The 17,680-nt window shown below is 66.6% G+C and carries 13 protein-coding genes; 11 read left to right on the forward strand and 2 right to left on the reverse strand.

The features are described 5' to 3' along the window. Positions 1-71: 71 nt before the first annotated feature. From Q358_RS17905 to Q358_RS0104380, 4 genes are all read left to right on the forward strand, one after another. Positions 72-893: an SEL1-like repeat protein gene (locus tag Q358_RS17905; RefSeq protein WP_156940856.1), complete on the forward strand. Its 822-nt coding sequence runs from the start codon at positions 72-74 to the stop codon at positions 891-893. Beyond that, positions 890-3,187: an EAL domain-containing protein gene (locus Q358_RS16540; protein WP_051530172.1), complete on the forward strand. Its 2,298-nt coding sequence runs from the start codon at positions 890-892 to the stop codon at positions 3,185-3,187. Before Q358_RS17905 ends, Q358_RS16540 begins: the two co-directional genes overlap by 4 nt. A 111-nt stretch (positions 3,188-3,298) precedes the next feature. After that, entirely contained in the window at positions 3,299-4,540 is a 1,242-nt protein-coding gene (locus tag Q358_RS0104375) for a lipoprotein-releasing ABC transporter permease subunit (protein ID WP_027960937.1), read from the forward strand. Positions 4,541-4,577: 37 nt separating this feature from the next. Further along, on the forward strand, positions 4,578-5,282 hold the full coding sequence (locus tag Q358_RS0104380) for an ABC transporter ATP-binding protein (protein ID WP_043487635.1): 705 nt from the start codon (positions 4,578-4,580) through the stop codon (positions 5,280-5,282). A gap of 83 nt (positions 5,283-5,365) precedes the next feature. Here the strand turns inward: Q358_RS0104380 and Q358_RS0104385 are convergent, their stop codons facing one another. Next, on the reverse strand, positions 5,366-5,911 hold the full coding sequence (locus tag Q358_RS0104385) for a DUF2062 domain-containing protein (RefSeq protein WP_027960939.1): 546 nt from the start codon (positions 5,909-5,911) through the stop codon (positions 5,366-5,368). A gap of 111 nt (positions 5,912-6,022) precedes the next feature. On the opposite strand from Q358_RS0104385, the gene Q358_RS16545 reads away from it, so the two are divergent. From Q358_RS16545 to murB, 7 genes are all read left to right on the forward strand, one after another. Further along, positions 6,023-8,308: a DNA internalization-related competence protein ComEC/Rec2 gene (locus Q358_RS16545; protein WP_051530173.1), complete on the forward strand. Its 2,286-nt coding sequence runs from the start codon at positions 6,023-6,025 to the stop codon at positions 8,306-8,308. A gap of 74 nt (positions 8,309-8,382) precedes the next feature. Continuing rightward, complete coding sequence (gene msbA, locus Q358_RS0104395) at positions 8,383-10,155, forward strand: lipid A export permease/ATP-binding protein MsbA (protein ID WP_245598268.1); 1,773 nt, start codon at positions 8,383-8,385, stop codon at positions 10,153-10,155. A 40-nt stretch (positions 10,156-10,195) separates the two neighbouring features. Continuing rightward, entirely contained in the window at positions 10,196-11,206 is a 1,011-nt protein-coding gene (gene lpxK, locus Q358_RS0104400; RefSeq protein WP_027960941.1) for a tetraacyldisaccharide 4'-kinase, read from the forward strand. 68 nt (positions 11,207-11,274) lie between these two features. Continuing rightward, a complete protein-coding gene (locus Q358_RS0104405; RefSeq protein WP_027960942.1) occupies positions 11,275-11,484 on the forward strand; it encodes a Trm112 family protein in 210 nt (69 codons plus the stop codon). After that, positions 11,484-12,317 (forward strand): 3-deoxy-manno-octulosonate cytidylyltransferase, encoded by an 834-nt coding sequence (gene kdsB / locus Q358_RS0104410; RefSeq protein WP_027960943.1) that lies wholly within the window; start codon positions 11,484-11,486, stop codon positions 12,315-12,317. Before Q358_RS0104405 ends, kdsB begins: the two co-directional genes overlap by 1 nt. Then, positions 12,317-12,793, forward strand: coding sequence for a low molecular weight protein-tyrosine-phosphatase (locus Q358_RS0104415; RefSeq protein WP_027960944.1), 477 nt, complete (start codon positions 12,317-12,319; stop codon positions 12,791-12,793). The genes kdsB and Q358_RS0104415 overlap by 1 nt, the downstream gene beginning before the upstream one ends. Further along, the gene (gene murB / locus Q358_RS0104420) at positions 12,790-13,803 is read left to right on the forward strand and encodes a UDP-N-acetylmuramate dehydrogenase (protein WP_245598269.1); all 1,014 of its coding nucleotides are present in this window, start codon (positions 12,790-12,792) and stop codon (positions 13,801-13,803) included. Before Q358_RS0104415 ends, murB begins: the two co-directional genes overlap by 4 nt. Before the next feature lie 78 nt (positions 13,804-13,881). Here the strand turns inward: murB and rne are convergent, their stop codons facing one another. Next, a complete protein-coding gene (rne, locus tag Q358_RS0104425) occupies positions 13,882-17,205 on the reverse strand; it encodes a ribonuclease E (RefSeq protein ID WP_027960946.1) in 3,324 nt (1,107 codons plus the stop codon). Positions 17,206-17,680 lie beyond the last annotated feature (475 nt).

Genomic DNA, 17,680 nt, shown 5'->3' on the forward strand with positions numbered 1-17,680 from the left:
GGCTGGTCTTCCCTTCGGTGGATGGTACTCTTGAATCTACCATGACTGTCGCCGGGTCGATAAGGAGCCGCATGCGCGCCAATGTCCTACTACCTTTGATGATCGTGCTGGGCCAGATACTCGGTGGCTGTACGGTGCTTTCCGACGATGAGTCGGTGGTGGCCGCCTCGGCACGCCTCGAGGAGCGCCGGGCCCTGTTCGACCAGCCGTATATCGATCCCCTGACACGCTACCTGGAAACACACGGCGACGATCCGCGTTATGCCGATGTGTTGACGGCTATCCTGGTGGAGCGCGATCGTCGTTGCGCCGCGATCGCCGACGAATACACCCAGCGCCCGGTCAACCGTGAGACGCTGGCACGCTACCGGCGTGGTTACCTGTATTCCTGTCCCGCCGATGTAAATGCCTTCCATGCACGGGTGCGCGCGCAGGACGCGAGCCGCGCCGCCACGGCGTCACAGCCCGAGGAAGAGCCCGAATCCGAGGAGATGGAAGAGGTCGAGGGGGCGCAGGACTCCGGCGCTCTGGATGCGTCTGTCGCCTCCCTGGCCGAGAGAGACAAGCGGGTCGAGGAATCCCTGGAACGGCGCCAGCGCAACGACTGCTATCTGCTGTTCACCATACGTAACCTGGGAGAAGCCCGAGAGGCCTGCCGTGAGCCCGCCGAGCAGGGCGATGCTCGCGCCCAGCGACACATGGGCAGCATGGCCGAGATAAAGGGGGATCGGCAGGAGGCCGTGCGCTGGTATCGCCGGGCTGTCGATAACGGCGATGCGAAGGCCGGTGAGAGGCTCGCGGCGCTCACCGGCTCCGGCCTGGATGTTGAGACGAAAGATGCCGACACGAAAGATACCGATACGGAAGATGCCGATATCGAGGATGCCGAGTGAGACGCCAGCGCCTCTTCCTGGGTCGACGTCCCCTCATCATGCTGCTGCTGGCGTTGCTGGTGGCGCTTTTCTTCGGCGGCATGTGGCTGCTCTCCACGCTGAATCTGCGCTTCTCGGAGGAGACTCTCTCGGCGCTGCGTGAGCGGCAGATCGAGGAAGCCTTTCATGCCAACCTGGATCGTATCGACGCCCATCACCGGCGGATGGAGCAGAACAGCTGGGGACTGACACGAGTCGCGGCCCTGCTTGCCGACATGGACGCGGGAGAGGCCGAGGTATCCGCTGCCCTGCAGCAGTCCCTGGAGGAGTTTGCCGACGCCAGCGGGGCCACCCTGTTGCTCCCGCGGCTGTCGCCCCCGGTCTCGTTGTTCGCGTATCGTGACGCCGGGCGGGTCGTCGTCGAGCCGCTGGAAAGCGAGGGGCTAAAGGCGGAGGAGCTGCAGCTGCGCCTCAATGTCTGGCGTGCGGGCAATGACCAGCCGCACTGGACCCCCGCCTACTTCAATACGCGCATCAATGACGCCGTGATCAGCGTCAGCGCGCCGGTTCGTGATGTCGCCGATCGAGTGGTGGGCATGGCCGCCAGCGACTGGATAGCCGATGACATCATCCGCATAGTCAGCGGCGTCAGGGTCACGCCGAGCACCTTTGCCTTCCTGGTGGATCAGGAGAATCGCAACCTCTCCAGCCTCGTGAATGCCGAGGATCTGCAGCGTGCCCAGCAGCTGATCGATGAGGTGTCGGCACTCGAGCTGCATCGCGAAGTGGAAGCGCTGTCGACGGAAGAGGGCATCATGCGTCGCGACCTCACCCTGGCGGGGGAGGACTGGTCGCTGTACCACGATGCGACTCGTGCCGGCATGGTATTTGGCATTGCCGTGCCTCGGGCGGAAATCGATGCCGTGCTGGCCCCCATGCGCCTGGTCAACCTTCGCCTGCTGGTCGGCATCGGGCTGGTCCTGCTGGTGCTGGCCGGGGTGATACTGTTTCTGGTGGCGGGGCTGCTTCGCCAACTGCGTGCGCTCTATACCGACCCGCTGACTCGACTGCCCAATCGAGCCTGCCTGCTGGCCGATCTCGAAGGCGGGCGAGCGGGGTCGTTGATATTGATCAATGTCGATGGCTTCAAGCAGATCAATGATCTCTTCGGTCATCGCTGCGGGGATCGCGTCATTCAACGTCTGGCGGTACGCCTGCAGGAGTACCTGGAGGCGACCGACTGTCGTGGCTGCAAGCTTTATCGAATGCCGGGCGATGAGCATGCGGCCTGGTTGCCTCGCGCCGCGGCCGATGGGTCTCTGGAGGCCATGGTGGAAGCCCTGCACCATGACCTGAGCGGGTTGCGGCTGTCGTGGCGAGGTCAGGAGCTGCCCGTGCAGGTGACCATGGGGGTCGCCTCCAGCTGGAGGCTGGAGGCTGGCGAGGATACCCTGCTGTCATCGGTCAGCATTGCCCTGCGTCAGGCCCGCGTCGAGAGACGCCCCTATGTCTTCTATGATCCGACCGTCCGGGTACGTCGTAACTATGAGCGTAACCTGGACTGGGCCAATCGCCTGGGAGAAGCACTGGAGCAGGATCGGGTGGTGGCATATTTCCAGCCGATCCTCGAGCTGGCGAGTGGGCGGGTCGACAAGTTCGAGTGCCTGGTGCGCATGTTGGATGAAGAGGGGCATGCGATCGGGCCCGGTGCCTTTCTGGAGGTGGCTCGGCGTAGCCGCCTCTACCACCGCCTGACCCTGACCATGGTGGCTCGCTGCCTGGCGGCACTGGCCGAGACCCCTCACGAATACTCGCTGAACCTGTCCGGCGATGACATCATCGACCCGGAGACCAGCGAGGCGTTGCTGGCGCGGGTGGCCGAGAGCGGTGCCGGGAATCGGCTGATCTTCGAGATCCTCGAGTCGGAAGGCATCGAGAACTATGCGGCAGTCAGCGACTTTATCGCTCGGGCCAAGGCTCTGGGCGTGCGGATCGCCATCGATGATTTCGGCAGCGGTTATTCGAACTTCGAACACCTGCTGCGCCTCGATGTGGACCTGCTGAAGATCGATGGAAGCCTGGTGCGTCAGCTCGATACCGACTCCGATGCCGAGACCCTGATCCGGGGTATCGTGGGCTTCGCCCGTGAGATGGGCATCACCACGGTGGCGGAATTTGTCCACGACGCGGCGATACTGGAGCGGGTGAGAGTGCTGGGCGTGGACTTTGCCCAGGGGGCCAGCATCGGCATGCCGGGGCCGTCTCCCGAGTTCGCGAGTGCCGCCGGCAAGGGTCGTGCAAATCCCGTGAAATAGCCTTGCCGGCGGTGCAGCGTCACGGCAAAAGCCTTACCATGGGCGCCCGCTGTCTGACTGCCGGGCCATCGCTGCCCTGCTACAAGGCTCTCGCCGACAAGGAACGCCATCATGCTGGATAGACTGCCCTTCCTGATCGGGTTGCGCTATGTGCGCGCCAAGCGCCGCAACCACTTCATCTCCTTTATCTCGCTGACCTCCATGCTGGGTCTGATGCTCGGCGTTGCCGTGCTGATCCTGGTGCTCTCGGTGATGAACGGCTTCGATCATGAGCTGCGCACGCGCATCCTCGGCATGGTGCCACACACCAAGGTCGAATCGCGCACCGGCATGGTGGAATGGGAGGCCCTGGCCGAGCGCCTGATGGAGCGCGAGCACGTCATCGGTGCCGCCCCCTATGTGGAGCAGCAGGGCATGTTCTCGGTAGGCGGAAACAATGAGGGCGCCATGGTCAACGGCATCCACCCCGAGTGGGAGGATCGAGTATCGATCATCGGCGAGAACATGCAGGAGGGCAGCCTCGCCGACCTGGAGGCCGGTGAATGGAATATCGTGCTGGGCTCTATCCTGGCGCGGCGCCTGGGGGTCGGGGTCGGTGATCGCGTCACCCTGCTGGTGCCCGAGGCCTCGATCACCCCGGCCGGCGTCTTTCCACGGCTCAAACGCTTCAACGTCAGCGGTATCTTCAGCGTCGGAGCCGATCTGGATGCCGCTCTCGCCTATGCCCATATCGATGACATGCAGACCCTGGCGCGCCTGGGAGATGCCGTGGGTGGCCTGCGCCTGGAACTCGATGATCTCTTCATCGCCAGCGCCGAGACCCAGTCGATCATCAACGAACTGGGGCCGGGCTACCGCGGCTACGACTGGACCTACTCCCATGGCAACCTCTTCCAGGCGATCCAGATGGAGAAGCGCATGATCGCGCTGCTGCTCACGGTGATCATCGCCGTGGCGGCCTTCAATATCGTCTCGACCCTGGTAATGGTGGTGACCGACAAGCATGCCGATATCGCGATTCTACGCACGATCGGGGCCACCCCTCGGTCGATCATGGGCATCTTCGTTGTCCAGGGCCTGGCCATCGGGGTGATCGGTATCCTGGTGGGCGTGGGGCTCGGGGTGCTGCTGGCACTGACCATCCCCGACATCATCGACTGGGTCGAGGCGGCGTTCGGCATCCAGTTCCTCGACGCGGGGGTCTATTTCATCAGCAACCTGCCCTCGCGCCTGCAATGGGAAGACGTTGGCAATATCGTGGCCTCGGCCCTGGTGCTGACCTTCTTCTCCACACTCTATCCTGCATGGCGGGCCGCCCGTGTGCAGCCGGCCGAGGTGCTGCGCTATGAGTGATGTCCGCAACGCTTTGAGTCCACAACAGGAGCCTCCCATGCAACGCACTGCCGGGCAGACGATGCTGGAGTGTCACGACCTGACCCGTACCTACAATGAGGGTCCCCAGGACATTACCGTGCTCGATGGGCTCTCCCTTACCGTCAACGCCGGCGAGCGGGTCGCCATCGTTGGCAGCTCGGGATCGGGGAAGACCACGCTGCTCAATCTTCTGGGTGGCCTCGACCGACCCAGCCGCGGCGAGGTGCGTATCGCCGGCGAGTCGCTGTTGAACCTCGGTGAGACGGCCTTGGGACGCTTTCGCAACCGGCATATCGGCTTCGTCTACCAGTTTCATCATCTGCTCGCGGAGTTCACCGCCGTCGAGAACGCGGCGCTGCCGTTGATCGTGCGTGGGCAACGCAAGAAGGACGCCGAGGCGAGTGCCTTGAGGCTGCTGGAAAAGGTCGGCATGGCAGCGCGCGGCGACCACAAGCCCGGCGAGCTGTCGGGCGGCGAGCGTCAGCGTGTGGCCATTGCCCGGGCACTGGTGACCGACCCCAGCCTGGTGCTGATGGATGAGCCCACCGGCAACCTGGACCAGCATACCGCGGCCGGTATCCTGGCATTGATGGACGAACTGGCCCACACCGCCGCCTGTGCCTTCGTCATCGTCACCCATGACCCGGCGCTGGCCGCCCATCAGGATCGCGTCTTGCGCCTCGATGACGGCCGTTTGAGCGAGCAGCCGAGGGAACCCTAGGCGTATTCGTCCAGCGGCCGCCTTTCGGGCGGCCGCTCGCCGTTGGAAGGGTGTCAGGACCCCTCAACGCAGCGGCCAGCGGATCAGGCAGCCCCGTCGCCGTCTGGTCGACGCTCGTGCCGCCGACGCTGACGCTTCTTCCAGTTTCGCGATACCTGCCAACGCCACAGCAGCCGCACCGCCAGGTTGCTGACAATAGCCAATGCCACCGCCGTTACCACCGACCCCAGTGTCAGGGCCGGCAGGATGTCGCCCAGGCGTTCGGCAATCCAGCGAGGGGAGAGGTGCTCGGGGGCGTCTCGGGCGGGCACGTTCATCAGCCAGGCCCCGAGACGATAGTTGGCGTAGAAGATCAGCGGCATGGTCAGGGGATTGGTGACCCAGACCAGCCCCACGGAGAGCGGGAGGTTGCAGCGCGCCACCCAGGCGCCGCCGGCCGCCACGGCCATCTGCAGGGGAATCGGCAACATGGCGCTGAACAGTCCCACCGAGAACGCATTGGCCACGCTGCGACGGCCCAGGATCCATAGCGCGGGGTCGCCGATCAAACCGCCCATGAAGCGCAGCGAACGCTGTCGCCTCAGGGCGTCGGGGTGGGGCATATAGCGCTGTAACAGGCGGCGCGGCATGGGCACTGGCTCGCAGCATCGTGACCTGGCCTATTATCCATACAAGGCTGTGGGACCGCACCTTAAGTCTTTCTCGCCACGGGGCGCAGCCCCTCTTGCCGGAGCCAGACGATGCCGAGAGGATGGGCGCTTCCCCTGGCCCTCGCCGTGCTGTCGGGGATCGGGCTGGGGGCCAATCCACCGCCGGCCCTCGCCGAGGGGCTGGGCCTGCTGCTGTTGGTCGCCCTGGCCATGCGCTGCCGGGCGGCGGCGGTGGGGGCACTGCTGGTCGCCTGGATGGCGGGAGCCGTGCTGATGGTAGAGGACGGGCAGCTGGCGCCGGGGCTGGGGGGTGTCGATCTGACGCTCGAGGGGCGGCTGGACTCGGTGGCCGCCCAGGGGCGGCTGACGCGTCTCGTGGTGAGCGTTGAACATTGCCGTCCCCTCGACCCCGAGCGCCTGCCCTGTCGAACCCTGCGCCGGGTCAGGCTCAATGCCTATGCGCCACCCCCCATGGTGGCCGGTGAGCGCTGGCGGCTCACCGTCAGGCTGAGGCCGCCCGGCGGTCTCGTGAATCCCGGTACCTTCGACTATCGCGCCTGGCTCTGGCGTGAAGGCATTCAGGCCACCGGCTATGTGCGCGATGCGCCGCCACCCCGGCGCCTGGGGGTGGCCCCGGCGGATCCTCGACGCTGGGCGCTGGCGCTGCTCGACGACCAGGACCTGCCGCCCCGCGCGGCTCGCTGGCTGGCGGCGCTGACCCTGGGCGCCAGCCAGCGGCTCACCGACGACGACTGGGCCCTGCTCAATGCCAGCGGTACCACCCACCTGATGGTGATTTCCGGGCTGCACGTTAGCCTGGTGGCGGCTGTCGTGCTGCTGCTGGGCCGCGGCCTGGCACGCCTGGCGATGCCGACACGCTGGCGCCTGGCCGTATGGCCCTGGTGGCTGGCCGCGCTGGGGGCCGGGGGCTATGCGCTGCTGGCCGGGCTCGAACCGCCGGCCCTGCGCGCGCTGACCATGACCCTGGTGGGGCTCTGGGTATCCAGCGGCCGGCATGCACCGGGGCCCTGGCAGGGCTGGTGGCTGGCGCTCGCCCTGGTGCTCCTGCTCGACCCGCTCAGTGCCTGGCGGCCCGGGTTGTGGCTATCCTTCTCGGCGGTCGCCATGCTGATCCTTATCTGGCAGGGCAGGCCCCGGCCCCGGGGAGTGCGCGGCTGGCTATGGGGGCTGGTGCGCACTCAGCTACTGTTGGCCCCGGGAATGGCGGCCGCCGTCCTGCTGGCCTTCGACCGGCTGGCGCCGGCGGCGCCCCTGGTCAACCTGGTCGCCGTGCCGTTGGTGAGCGGCCTGCTGGTTCCCCTGGGACTGCTCGGCTGGCTGTTGGCGCCCTTGCCAGGCGCGATGGGGGCCTGCTGGTGGCTATTCGCGCGGCTGGCGGAGGGGTTGGCCGGGGGGCTGGAGGCCGTGGTCGCCTGGCTGCCGCTCTGGCACCCCGAGCCCTCCCTGGCGCTGCCGGTGGCGCTTTCCCTGTTGGTCCTGGCGGCCCTGTGGGGGCTGCCCGGGCTGGACGGGCGCCTGCGAGTGACCGCCTCGCTGGTGCTGTGCCTGGTCCCGCTGCTGTGGCAGCCCCCTCGCGTACCGCCGGGGGAGCTTAGGGTCCGAATCCATGACGTGGGCCAGGGCCAGCTGGTGGAGCTGCGTACCGCCGGCTATCGTCTGCTCTACGATACCGGGCCACGCTTCGGTTCGGGCTTCACCCCCCTGGAGACGCTGTGGCCGCCGGGGCAGGCCTTCGACATGGTCATCGTCAGTCATGCCGACGGTGATCATGCAGGAGGAGTGGCGGCCCTTGATGCCCGGCATCGCGTCGAACGCTATATCGGGCCATCGACGGTGCTGCCCGGTGAGAGGGGCGAGCCCTGTCGGGCCGGTCGACACTGGCGTCGCGATGGCGTCGACTTTCGCCTGTTATGGCCGCCCCGGACGATTCACGGACTGTCGGACAATGACCGTTCCTGTGTCATGGAGGTCACGGCCGGCCGGCATCGTCTGCTGCTCAGCGGCGACCTGGGCAAGGATCATGAGCGGGAGTTGCTGAGCGAGATGCAGGGCGCCGTGAGCCTGCTGCTGGCCGGACACCATGGCAGCGCAACCAGCTCGGGGCCGGCGTTGGTCGCGGCGCTCGCGCCCCGTCACCTGGTCTATAGCGTGGGGCGCCACAATCCCTTCGGCCACCCGGCCCCCGAGGTGGTCAGGCGCTTTCGCCGTGCCGGGGCCTGCCAGTGGAGCACGGGCCTGGACGGTGCCCTGACGTTCCGCCTGGGCGGTGAGACACTGACCAGGCCTGCCGCCGCCGATCGCACCGGTGTGCGGCCCGGTGTCGATTGCGGGCACCTTGCGTTAGAATCGCCCTGAATGCCGTGGGACACCCGAGGCGGTTGGGGAGAAGGCCCACCGCACGATATTTCACCCAGACCAGCGGAGACGCCGTGATTCCCACCGGGACTTCCCAACAGGCGCCACAGCAATCGGGCCTGACGCTCTATCGCCGCCTGCTGCGCTATGTACGCCCCTACTGGGGCTCCTTCGCCCTGGCGATCTTCGGCTATGTCATCTATGCCGGCTCCAGTACCGCCCTGGCAGAGATGATGAAGCGCTTGATCGATGGCATCCAGGAGCCCGACGCCGCCTTTCGGCTCTTCCTGCCGCTGTTCGTGGTGGGCATGTTTGCCGCCCGGGGCCTGGGGACCTTCCTCGGCACCTATTACATGAGCAATGTGGCGCGTAACGTCGTCCATGCGCTGCGCTGTGATGTCTTCAATCATATGCTGCATCTGCCGGGGCGCTTCTTCGATAATCACTCCAGCGGCCACCTGATCTCGCGGGTGACCTATCACGTCGAACAGGTCACCGGCGCGGCCACCAAGGCGGTGACCATCCTGCTCCGCGAGGGCCTGTTCGTGATCGGGCTGGTCATCTATCTGCTGTGGACCAACTGGATGCTGACGCTGCTGTTCCTGGCGGTGACGCCACTGATCGGCGGGGTAGTGAGCTATACCAGCAAGCGTTTTCGCCGCCTCTCGGGGCGTATTCAGGCCTCCATGGGCGATGTTACCCATGTGGCCTCCGAGGCGCTCTCGGGCTACCGGGTGGTGCGCACCCATGGCGCCGAGGACTACGAGAAGGCACGCTTCGCCAGGGCGAGTGACTACAATCGCCAGCAGAGCCTGAAGGAGGCGCTGACCAAGGCGGTCAGCACCCCGGTGATCCAGCTGCTGGTGGCCCTGGCTCTGGCGGTGTTGGTGTGGCTGGCCATGTCGCCGGCACTGATGGACGACATGAGCACCGGCGAGTTCGTGGCCTTCATTACCGCCGCCTCGCTGATGGCCAAGCCGGTTCGCCAGCTCACCGAGGTCAACAGCGAGATCCAGAAGGGCCTGGCCGCCTCGTCGGAGCTTTTCGGCCTGCTCGAGGAGCCACCCGAGGTCGACGAGGGAACCCACGCGCCCGAGCGCCTCGCCGGTCGTGTCACGCTGAAGGAGGTGGCCTTTCGCTATGGCGAGGGCCAGCCCGAGGTGCTGAAGGGTATCGACCTCGAGGTGGCCGAGGGCGAGATGGTGGCGATCGTTGGCCGTTCGGGCAGCGGCAAGTCGACCCTGGTCGGCCTGCTGCCACGCTTCTATCGACCGAGCCGCGGGGAGGTATTGATCGATGATGTCTCCCTGGATGCGTATCGCCTGGCGCCGCTGCGTCGTCAGATCGCGCTGGTGTCTCAGCAGGTGACGCTGTTCAACGCGAGCATCGCCGACAACATCGCCTACGGCGTGGAAAATGCCGACCCGGCCGCCGTCGAGGCGGCCGCCCGTTCTGCCCATGCCCACGAATTTATCGAGCGCCTGCCCCAGGGGTATGCCACCGTGGTCGGCGATAACGGCGTGATGCTCTCCGGGGGGCAGCGCCAGCGGCTGGCCATCGCCCGGGCGATCTTCAAGGATGCACCGCTGCTGATTCTCGACGAGGCCACCTCGGCGCTGGATACGGAGTCCGAACGCCATATCCAGGCCGCGCTGGAGGAGGTCTGCAAGGGGCGCACGACCCTGGTGATCGCCCACCGCCTCTCCACCATCGAGCGTGCCGACCGCATCCTGGTCATGGAGCAGGGGGAGATCATCGAGCAGGGCAGTCATGCCGAATTGCTGGCGCGTGATGGCGCCTATGCGGCCCTGCATCGTCTGCAGTTTCAGGAGGCCACGCCGGCATGAAGTGCTTGGGAGAAAAGCGGTTTCAGGAGGCTTCTCCGGCATGAGCGGGCTTGGCGAGCGCTGGCTCACGGCGGCCTACCGGGGAGATAGCTGGCTGGTGCTGCTGAGGCCCCTGGAGGCGCTCTACCGCTGGGCGGTGCGGCGCCGTGTCGCCGCCTATGCCAGTGGCCGCAGGGTGGCCTGGCGAGCGCCGGTGCCGGTGATCGTGGTGGGTAACCTGACCCTGGGGGGCACCGGCAAGTCGCCGCTGGTGGCCTGGCTGGTGGAGCACCTGGCCGGGGCCGGCCGGCGTCCGGGCATCCTGTCCCGGGGGTATGGCGGCAAGGGGGCGGATCACCCGCTGCTGGTGGCGCCGACGACGCCGGCGGCCGTCTGCGGAGACGAACCACGCATGCTGGCCGACCAGACCGGTGTCCCGGTGGTGGTGGACCCCGACCGGCCCCGCGGCGCCCGGCGCCTGCTCGAGAGTGGCTGTGACATTCTGGTCTGCGACGATGGGCTGCAGCACCTGCCCATGGCCCGCGACCTGGAGCTGGTGGTGGTGGATGGGGCACGGGGCTTCGGCAATGGCCGATGCCTGCCGGCGGGGCCGCTGCGAGACCCCCTGTCGAGGCTGAAGAGCGTCGATGCCATGCTGGTCAATGGTGAGGCCCGGGTCCGGCTGCCCGCCGAGGCGAGGCAGATGACGCTGGTGCCGTCCGCCTGGCGGCGCCTCGCCGATGGCAAACGCTATCCCGCTGCCTCGCCCCCCTTTGCCGGGCCCGTCCATGCGGTGGCCGGTATCGGCCGGCCGGAGCGCTTCTTCGATACCTTGCGAGGGCTTGGCATCGAGGTGGTCCCCCATCCGTTCGGCGACCACCATGCCTTCCATGCCGAGGAACTGCGTTTCGATGATGGCCACCCGCTGGTGATGACCGCCAAGGATGCCGTCAAGTGCCGCGGCCTGGTGCCCGACGATAGCTGGGTACTGGAAGTGGAGGCCTCACCGGAGCCAGGGTTTGTCGCCTGGCTCGATGGCAGGTTGGTCGATATGGACGTGGCGGCCCGGTAGCCGGGGCAGAGAACATGAATTCGCGAGCCGAGCTGGTATCGGCTCTCCACCGGAAGTGAGGGTATATGATGGACAAGGAACTGCTGGCGCTACTGGTCTGCCCGCTGTGCAAGGGGAAACTCAAGTACCGTCGCGAGGCGAATGAGCTGCACTGCCTCTATGATGGTCTGGCCTATCCGGTGCGTGATGGCATTCCGGTGATGCTGGCCGAGGAGGCGCGACAACTCTCCGTGGACGAAAAGCTGCATGACTCGGCCGGGCGAGCGGGGGAGGCCTGATGGCAAAGGACAAGGGCCAGGGTCCCCGGGAGTTTATCGCGGTCATCCCGGCGCGCTTTGCCTCATCGCGGCTGCCGGGCAAGCCGTTGGCGGAGATCGCCGGTGAGCCGATGCTGGCCCATGTCTGGCGGCGCGCCAGTCAGAGCCGCGCCGGCCGGGTGGTGGTGGCCACCGATGACCCACGCATCGCCCGGGCCATGGCGCCGCTGGGGGCCGAGGTGGTGATGACGCGGGAAGACCATCCTTCCGGTACCGACCGGCTGGCCGAGGTGGCCTCCCGGCTCGGGCTCGCTGATGATGCCGTGCTGGTCAATGTTCAGGGCGATGAGCCACTGATACCCCCGGCGCTGATCGACCAGGTCGCCGAGCGGCTGTTTGACGACTCGGGCGCCTCCATCGCGACCCTGGCCGAACCCATCACGGAGGCCGACTCGCTGTTCAACCCTAACGTGGTGAAGGTGGTGCGTGGGCTGGACGGTCGCGCGCTGTACTTCTCTCGGGCCCCCATCCCCTGGAATAGAGAGGCCGGGGACAGAGAGGCCTGGAACAGGGAGTCCTTCGCCACTCGCCCCGAGTCGCTGGACGGCGACGCCTGGCTGCGCCATATCGGCCTCTACGCCTATCGGGCGGCGTTTCTCTTTGAATACGGTCACTGGTCGCCGTCTCCCCTCGAGCGGCTCGAACAGCTCGAGCAGCTGCGGGCCCTGCATCATGGCCATGCCATTCAGGTGGCCCTGGCCCGTGAGTCGCATCCCGCCGGCGTCGATACCGAAGACGACCTGGCCCGAGTGCGGGGCCTTCTGGAACAGGGATCCATGGGAGGAAACTCTTGATGCGCGTGCTATTTGTCTGTCTGGGTAATATCTGTCGTTCGCCTACCGCCGAGGGTGTGTTTCGCCGCCGCCTCGAGGCACGGGGCCTGTCTCACCGCGTCGAGGTAGACTCCTGCGGCATCGCCTCCTGGCACCAGGGGAAGGCGCCGGATCCCCGCGCCGTGGAGGCCGCGGCGCAACGCGGCTTCGATCTTTCAACGCTGCGGGCCCGGCAGTTGAATGCCGAGGATTTCCAGGCCTTCGATTTTCTGTTGGCCATGGACCATGACAACCTGAGCGCCATGCGTGAGCAGGCACCCGAAGGCATGTCCGCCCATATGGGACTCTTCCTGGAATTTGCCGGCTTGCCCGACAAGGCCGTGCCCGACCCCTACTATGGGGGCGAGGAGGGCTTCGAGGAAGTGCTCGACCTGGTCGAACGTGCCGCCGAGGGCCTGGTCGAGGAGATTGCCTCGCGCCGGGAAGCCTGCCGTTGATACCGGCCATCAGCACCCAGCATGACCTGGGCCATGCCAACACCCTGGGGCTGCCCTGCGTGGCCGAGCGCTTTACCGCGCCGGAGAACCTGTCGGAACTCACCCAGGCGCTGGAAACGGCATATGCACGGGGTTGGCCGCTGACGCTACTGGGGGGAGGCAGTAACCTGATCCTGCCAGGCCGGCTGCCGGGCCTGGTGGTGCAGCCGGCCATGGCCGGCTGGTGGCTGGAAGACGGCGAGGGCGATTCGGTGCGAGTGCATGCCGAGGCCGGGATGAACTGGCATCGGCTGGTCATGGCCCTGGCCGCCCGGGGTCTCTGGGGCATCGAGAACCTGGCGCTGATTCCCGGCCACTGCGGCGCGGCGCCGATCCAGAATATCGGCGCCTATGGAGTGGAGTTGGCCGATGTGCTCGAGGCCGTGGAGGTCCTCCATCTAGCGGACGGCCGCGTGACGTGGCTCGATCGCGACGCCTGTGAGTTTGGCTATCGTGACAGCGTCTTCAAGGGGGCGTTGTCGGGGCGGGTCGTCATCATGCGCCTGGTGTTGCGCTTGTCGCGCCATGCCCGGCCGCGTCTGGGCTACGGCGACCTGTCGAATCGAGTGGGTGCGTGCGCCTCGCCGCTGGAGGTGGCCGAGGCCGTCTGTGCCGTTCGTCGTGAGAAGCTGCCCGACCCCTGCGACCTGGGCAATGCCGGCAGTTTTTTCAAGAACCCCCGGGTCGCGGCCGAGCAGGCCGAGCGGCTGCTGGCTCAATACCCCGGCATGCCGCACTTTCCCCAGCCGGATGGCCGGGTCAAGCTCGCCGCGGGCTGGCTGATCGACCAGTGTGGCCTCAAGGGGTGGCGCGATGGTCACTTCGGCGTTCACGAGCGCCAGGCCCTGGTACTGGTGCATTTTGGTGGGGGCAGCGCCGATGAGTTGCTCGACGTTGCCGCCCGCGTGGCCGCTCGGGTAAAGGGGCGCTTCGGCGTGGTGCTGGAGCGCGAACCGCGCCTGCCCGGCTGACTCCGGACCCTTCCCGCTTAAACGACAGCGCCCGCAGCCAAGACTGCGGGCGCTGTTCGTCAGGTTCCACGAGAGGCGTTAGCCCTGCTTGCCCTTGGCCTCCTGCTCACGACGGCGGATCTCCCGCGGATCGTTGTGGGCGCGCCGGCGGCGACGCTCGGCACGGCTCTGTGCCGCTGGCGCCTCGGCCTCTGGCGGCGTCTCGGCCGGCTTGCTGTCGACCGGTGCCTCGGCTTCGACCTTGGCAGGCTTGCTCTCGACCGGCGCCTCGGTGGCAGGCTTGCTCTCGACCGGCGCCTCAGCTGCGGGCTTAGCCTCGACCGGCTTAGCCTCGGCCGGGGCCTCAGCGGCGGGCTTAGCCTCGACCGGCTTGGTCTCGGTCTCGGCAGGCTTGCTCTCGACCGGCGCCTCGACGGGCTTGGCCTTGGCTTCGACCGGCTTGGCTTCGGCCTGTGCCTTGGCGGTCTCGGCCGGCTTGCTGTCGACCGGCGCCTCGGCGGGCTTGGCCTTGGTCTCGGCCTGTGCCTTGGCGGTCTCAGCGGGCTTGCTGTCGACCGGCGCCTCGGCTTCGACCTTGGCAGGCTTGCTCTCGACCGGTGCCTCGGCGGGCTTGGCCTTGGTCTCGGCCTGTGCCTTGGCGGTCTCGACCGGCTTGCTGTCGACCGGCGCCTCGGCTTCGACCTTGGCAGGCTTGCTCTCGACCGGTGCCTCGGCGGGCTTGGCCTTGGTCTCGGCAGGCTTGCTTTCGACCGGCGCCTCGGTGGGCTTGGCTTCGGCTTTGGCAGGCGTGGCCTTGGTCTCGGCGGGCTTGCTCTCGACCGGGGCCTCGGCTTCGACCTTGGCAGGCTTAGCCTCGACCGGCTTGGTCTCGGCCTGTGCCTTGGCGGTCTCGGCAGGCTTGCTGTTGACCGGCGCCGCGGCGGTGGGTGTCGGCGTGTCGGCGGGCTGGGCCTCGGCGGCTTCCGCCTGAAGGCGCTGTTGCTCTTCTAGCGCCTTGGGGTTGACGGCGTGCTGGCGGCGGCGATTACGCGGATTATTGCGTGTGCGCTTGGGCTTGCCATCATCCGCCGGCTTTTCCGCCCTGGCGTCGGCAGGCTTCCTGCTCTCGCCTGATGACTGAGAGTCAGCCGGCTTCTGTGCGGAGCGCGTGTCGCGTTTTTCGTCATTGCCCTGGCGACGGTTATCGTCGCGGCCCTTGGTGGTGTCTTGCTGACGGGGTTGGCGACGGTCGTCCTGGCGCTTGTCGTTCTGACGCTTGTCGTCCTGGCGATTGCCGTCCTGACGATTATTATCCTGGCGCTTGTCGTCCTGACGCTTGCTGTCCTGGCGCTTGCCGTCCTGACGATTACTATCCTGGCGCTTGTCGTCCTGACGATTGCGACCCCGATTCCCGCGATCATTGCGATTATCACGCTTATCGCCGTCATTCGAGTGGCGATCGCCGCGGCCGTTGTCCTGACGCGATGCGCCACGCCGATCGTCGCTACGCGGACGGCGCTGACGGTTGTCGCGTCCGCCGCGATCCTCTTCGCGCACGGGCGTCTTGCGGTCGCCCCGGTCGCTGCTCGAGGAAGCGCTCTCGGTCGTCGGCTTGCTGCGGGCATCGCTCGCGGGCGTCTCGTCGCCGCCCAGCAGCTTGCTCAATCCCTTGACCAGGCGACCCAGCACACCGCCCTGGGGCTCCACGGTCATCGGCGGTGCGCTGCGGCTGGGAGCAGTGGCCTTGGCGGGGGCGGTGGTCTTGGCGGGAGATGCCTCCTGCTGGGTTGGCGGCTCTTGCTGCAGGGAGGCCGGTGCCGGCTCGTGATGAATCACGGTCTTGACCGCGGCCTCGGTGCGCTGCGCCGGCTTGCCGAAGGACGCCTCGGGCTCCTTGCCGACCTCTGTCTCCAGGGAAAGCTCGAAGCTGGACTTCCGGCTGCCGTCCTCCTCGACGTGGTCATCGCGCAGGCGCTGGACGTCGTAGTGGGGCGTGTCCATCTCGGGGCTGGGCAGCAGGACGACACGAACCTCCTGGCGACGCTCGATATCGGCGAGCACCTTGCGCTTCTCGTTGAGAAGGTAGGTCGCGACCGGCACGGGCAGGATGGCACGGATCTGGGCGCTGCGCTCCTTCATGGCTTCTTCTTCGATAAGGCGCATGATGGAGAGCGAAATGGAGCGCACGTCACGGATGGTGCCCTGACCCTTGCAGCGCGGGCAGACCACGCCGCTGGTTTCGCCCAGCGAGGGGCGCAGGCGCTGACGCGACATCTCCATCAAGCCGAAGCGCGAGATGCGGCCGATCTGCACCCGGGCGCGATCGAGCTTGAGGGCGTCGCGCATGCGATTCTCGACCTCACGTTGATTGCGTGCCGGGCTCATGTCGATGAAGTCGATGACCACCAGGCCGCCGATATCGCGCAGGCGTAGCTGGCGAGCGGTCTCGTCGGCCGCCTCCAGGTTGGTCTGCAGGGCCGTTTCCTCGATATCGCTGCCGCGGGTCGCGCGGGCGGAGTTGATATCGATGGAGACCAGCGCCTCGGTATGGTCGATGACGATGGAACCACCGGAGGGTAACTTGACCTCGCGCTCGTAGGCGGTCTCGATCTGGGACTCGATCTGGAAGCGCGAGAACAGCGGTACCTCGTCGGCGTAGAGCTTGATCTTCTGCTGGTAGGAGGGCATCACCTGGCGGATAAAGGCGAGGGCTTCCTCGTGTACCGCGGGGCTGTCGATCAGTACCTCGCCGATATCCTGGCGCAGGTAGTCGCGCATGGCGCGGATGATGACGTTGGATTCGCGGTAGATCAGGAAGGGGGCGGGGCGCTTCCCGGCCTCGGAGGTGATCGATTCCCATACCTGAACCAGGTAGTCCAGGTCCCACTGGAGCTCCTCGGAGCTGCGGCCGATACCCGCGGTGCGCACGATCAGCCCCATGCGGTCCGGTACGCTGAGCTGGTTCATGGCCTCCTTGAGTTGGCTGCGTTCCTCACCCTCGATTCGCCGTGAGATACCGCCGGCCTTGGGGTTGTTGGGCATCAGGACCAGGAAGCGACCGGCCAGGGAAATAAAGGTGGTCAGGGCAGCGCCCTTGTTGCCCCGTTCTTCCTTGTCGACCTGGACGATCACCTCCTGGCCTTCCTTCAGCACTTCCTTGATGCTGGGGCGGCCGTCGGGGTCCTTGACGAAATAATCGCGGGAGACTTCCTTGAGCGGCAAGAAGCCGTGGCGCTCGGCGCCAAAGTCGACAAAGGCGGCTTCGAGGGAGGGTTCTATGCGGGTGATCTTGCCGCGATAGATGTTGGCCTTCTTCTGTTCTCGGGCACCGGACTCGATATCCAGGTCGTAGAGGCGCTGTCCATCGACCAGGGCGACACGCAGCTCTTCGGGCTGGGTCGCATTGATGAGCATCCGTTTCATGTTGACTCGCACTATATAGCGCCGAAGAGCGCGACGTGGCGAATCGCTGTGTGCTGCGTGCTTGTGCTCAGCGCATGTCGTGGATGCGCAGCTGCGTTCGAACGCGTCGCTCCCGGTGGGGCAGCGCCGCGGCATGAGCCTGTTGAGTACGGGGCGGGGGCAGAACATGTTTCGGTGGGCGTCACCCATCCGGCCCTGCGGTCACCGCCAACACCTGGCATTCATCGATTCGCCTACGCCGGCCTCCGGCACGTTGTTGAACGTGTCCCGTGGCCTGCCGTCGCTTCGTGACGGAAAAAGCGGCGGGGGATACGGGCGTGGCGCGTTTATCGCTCTATCACTTGTCTATTGCATCATGGCAACGGGCGGCGGGACGTCTTGGCGTCGTCGCGGCCTTTTTTCGTTCCGGCCTGCGTGTCTGTCGGGCAGGCGCTGTGGGGCCATATCTTGCCCATTGGAACGACTCGGCAATATA

Origin of the sequence: Halomonas halodenitrificans DSM 735 (assembly GCF_000620045.1) — a bacterium.
In the GTDB taxonomy this organism is placed as follows: domain Bacteria; phylum Pseudomonadota; class Gammaproteobacteria; order Pseudomonadales; family Halomonadaceae; genus Halomonas; species Halomonas halodenitrificans.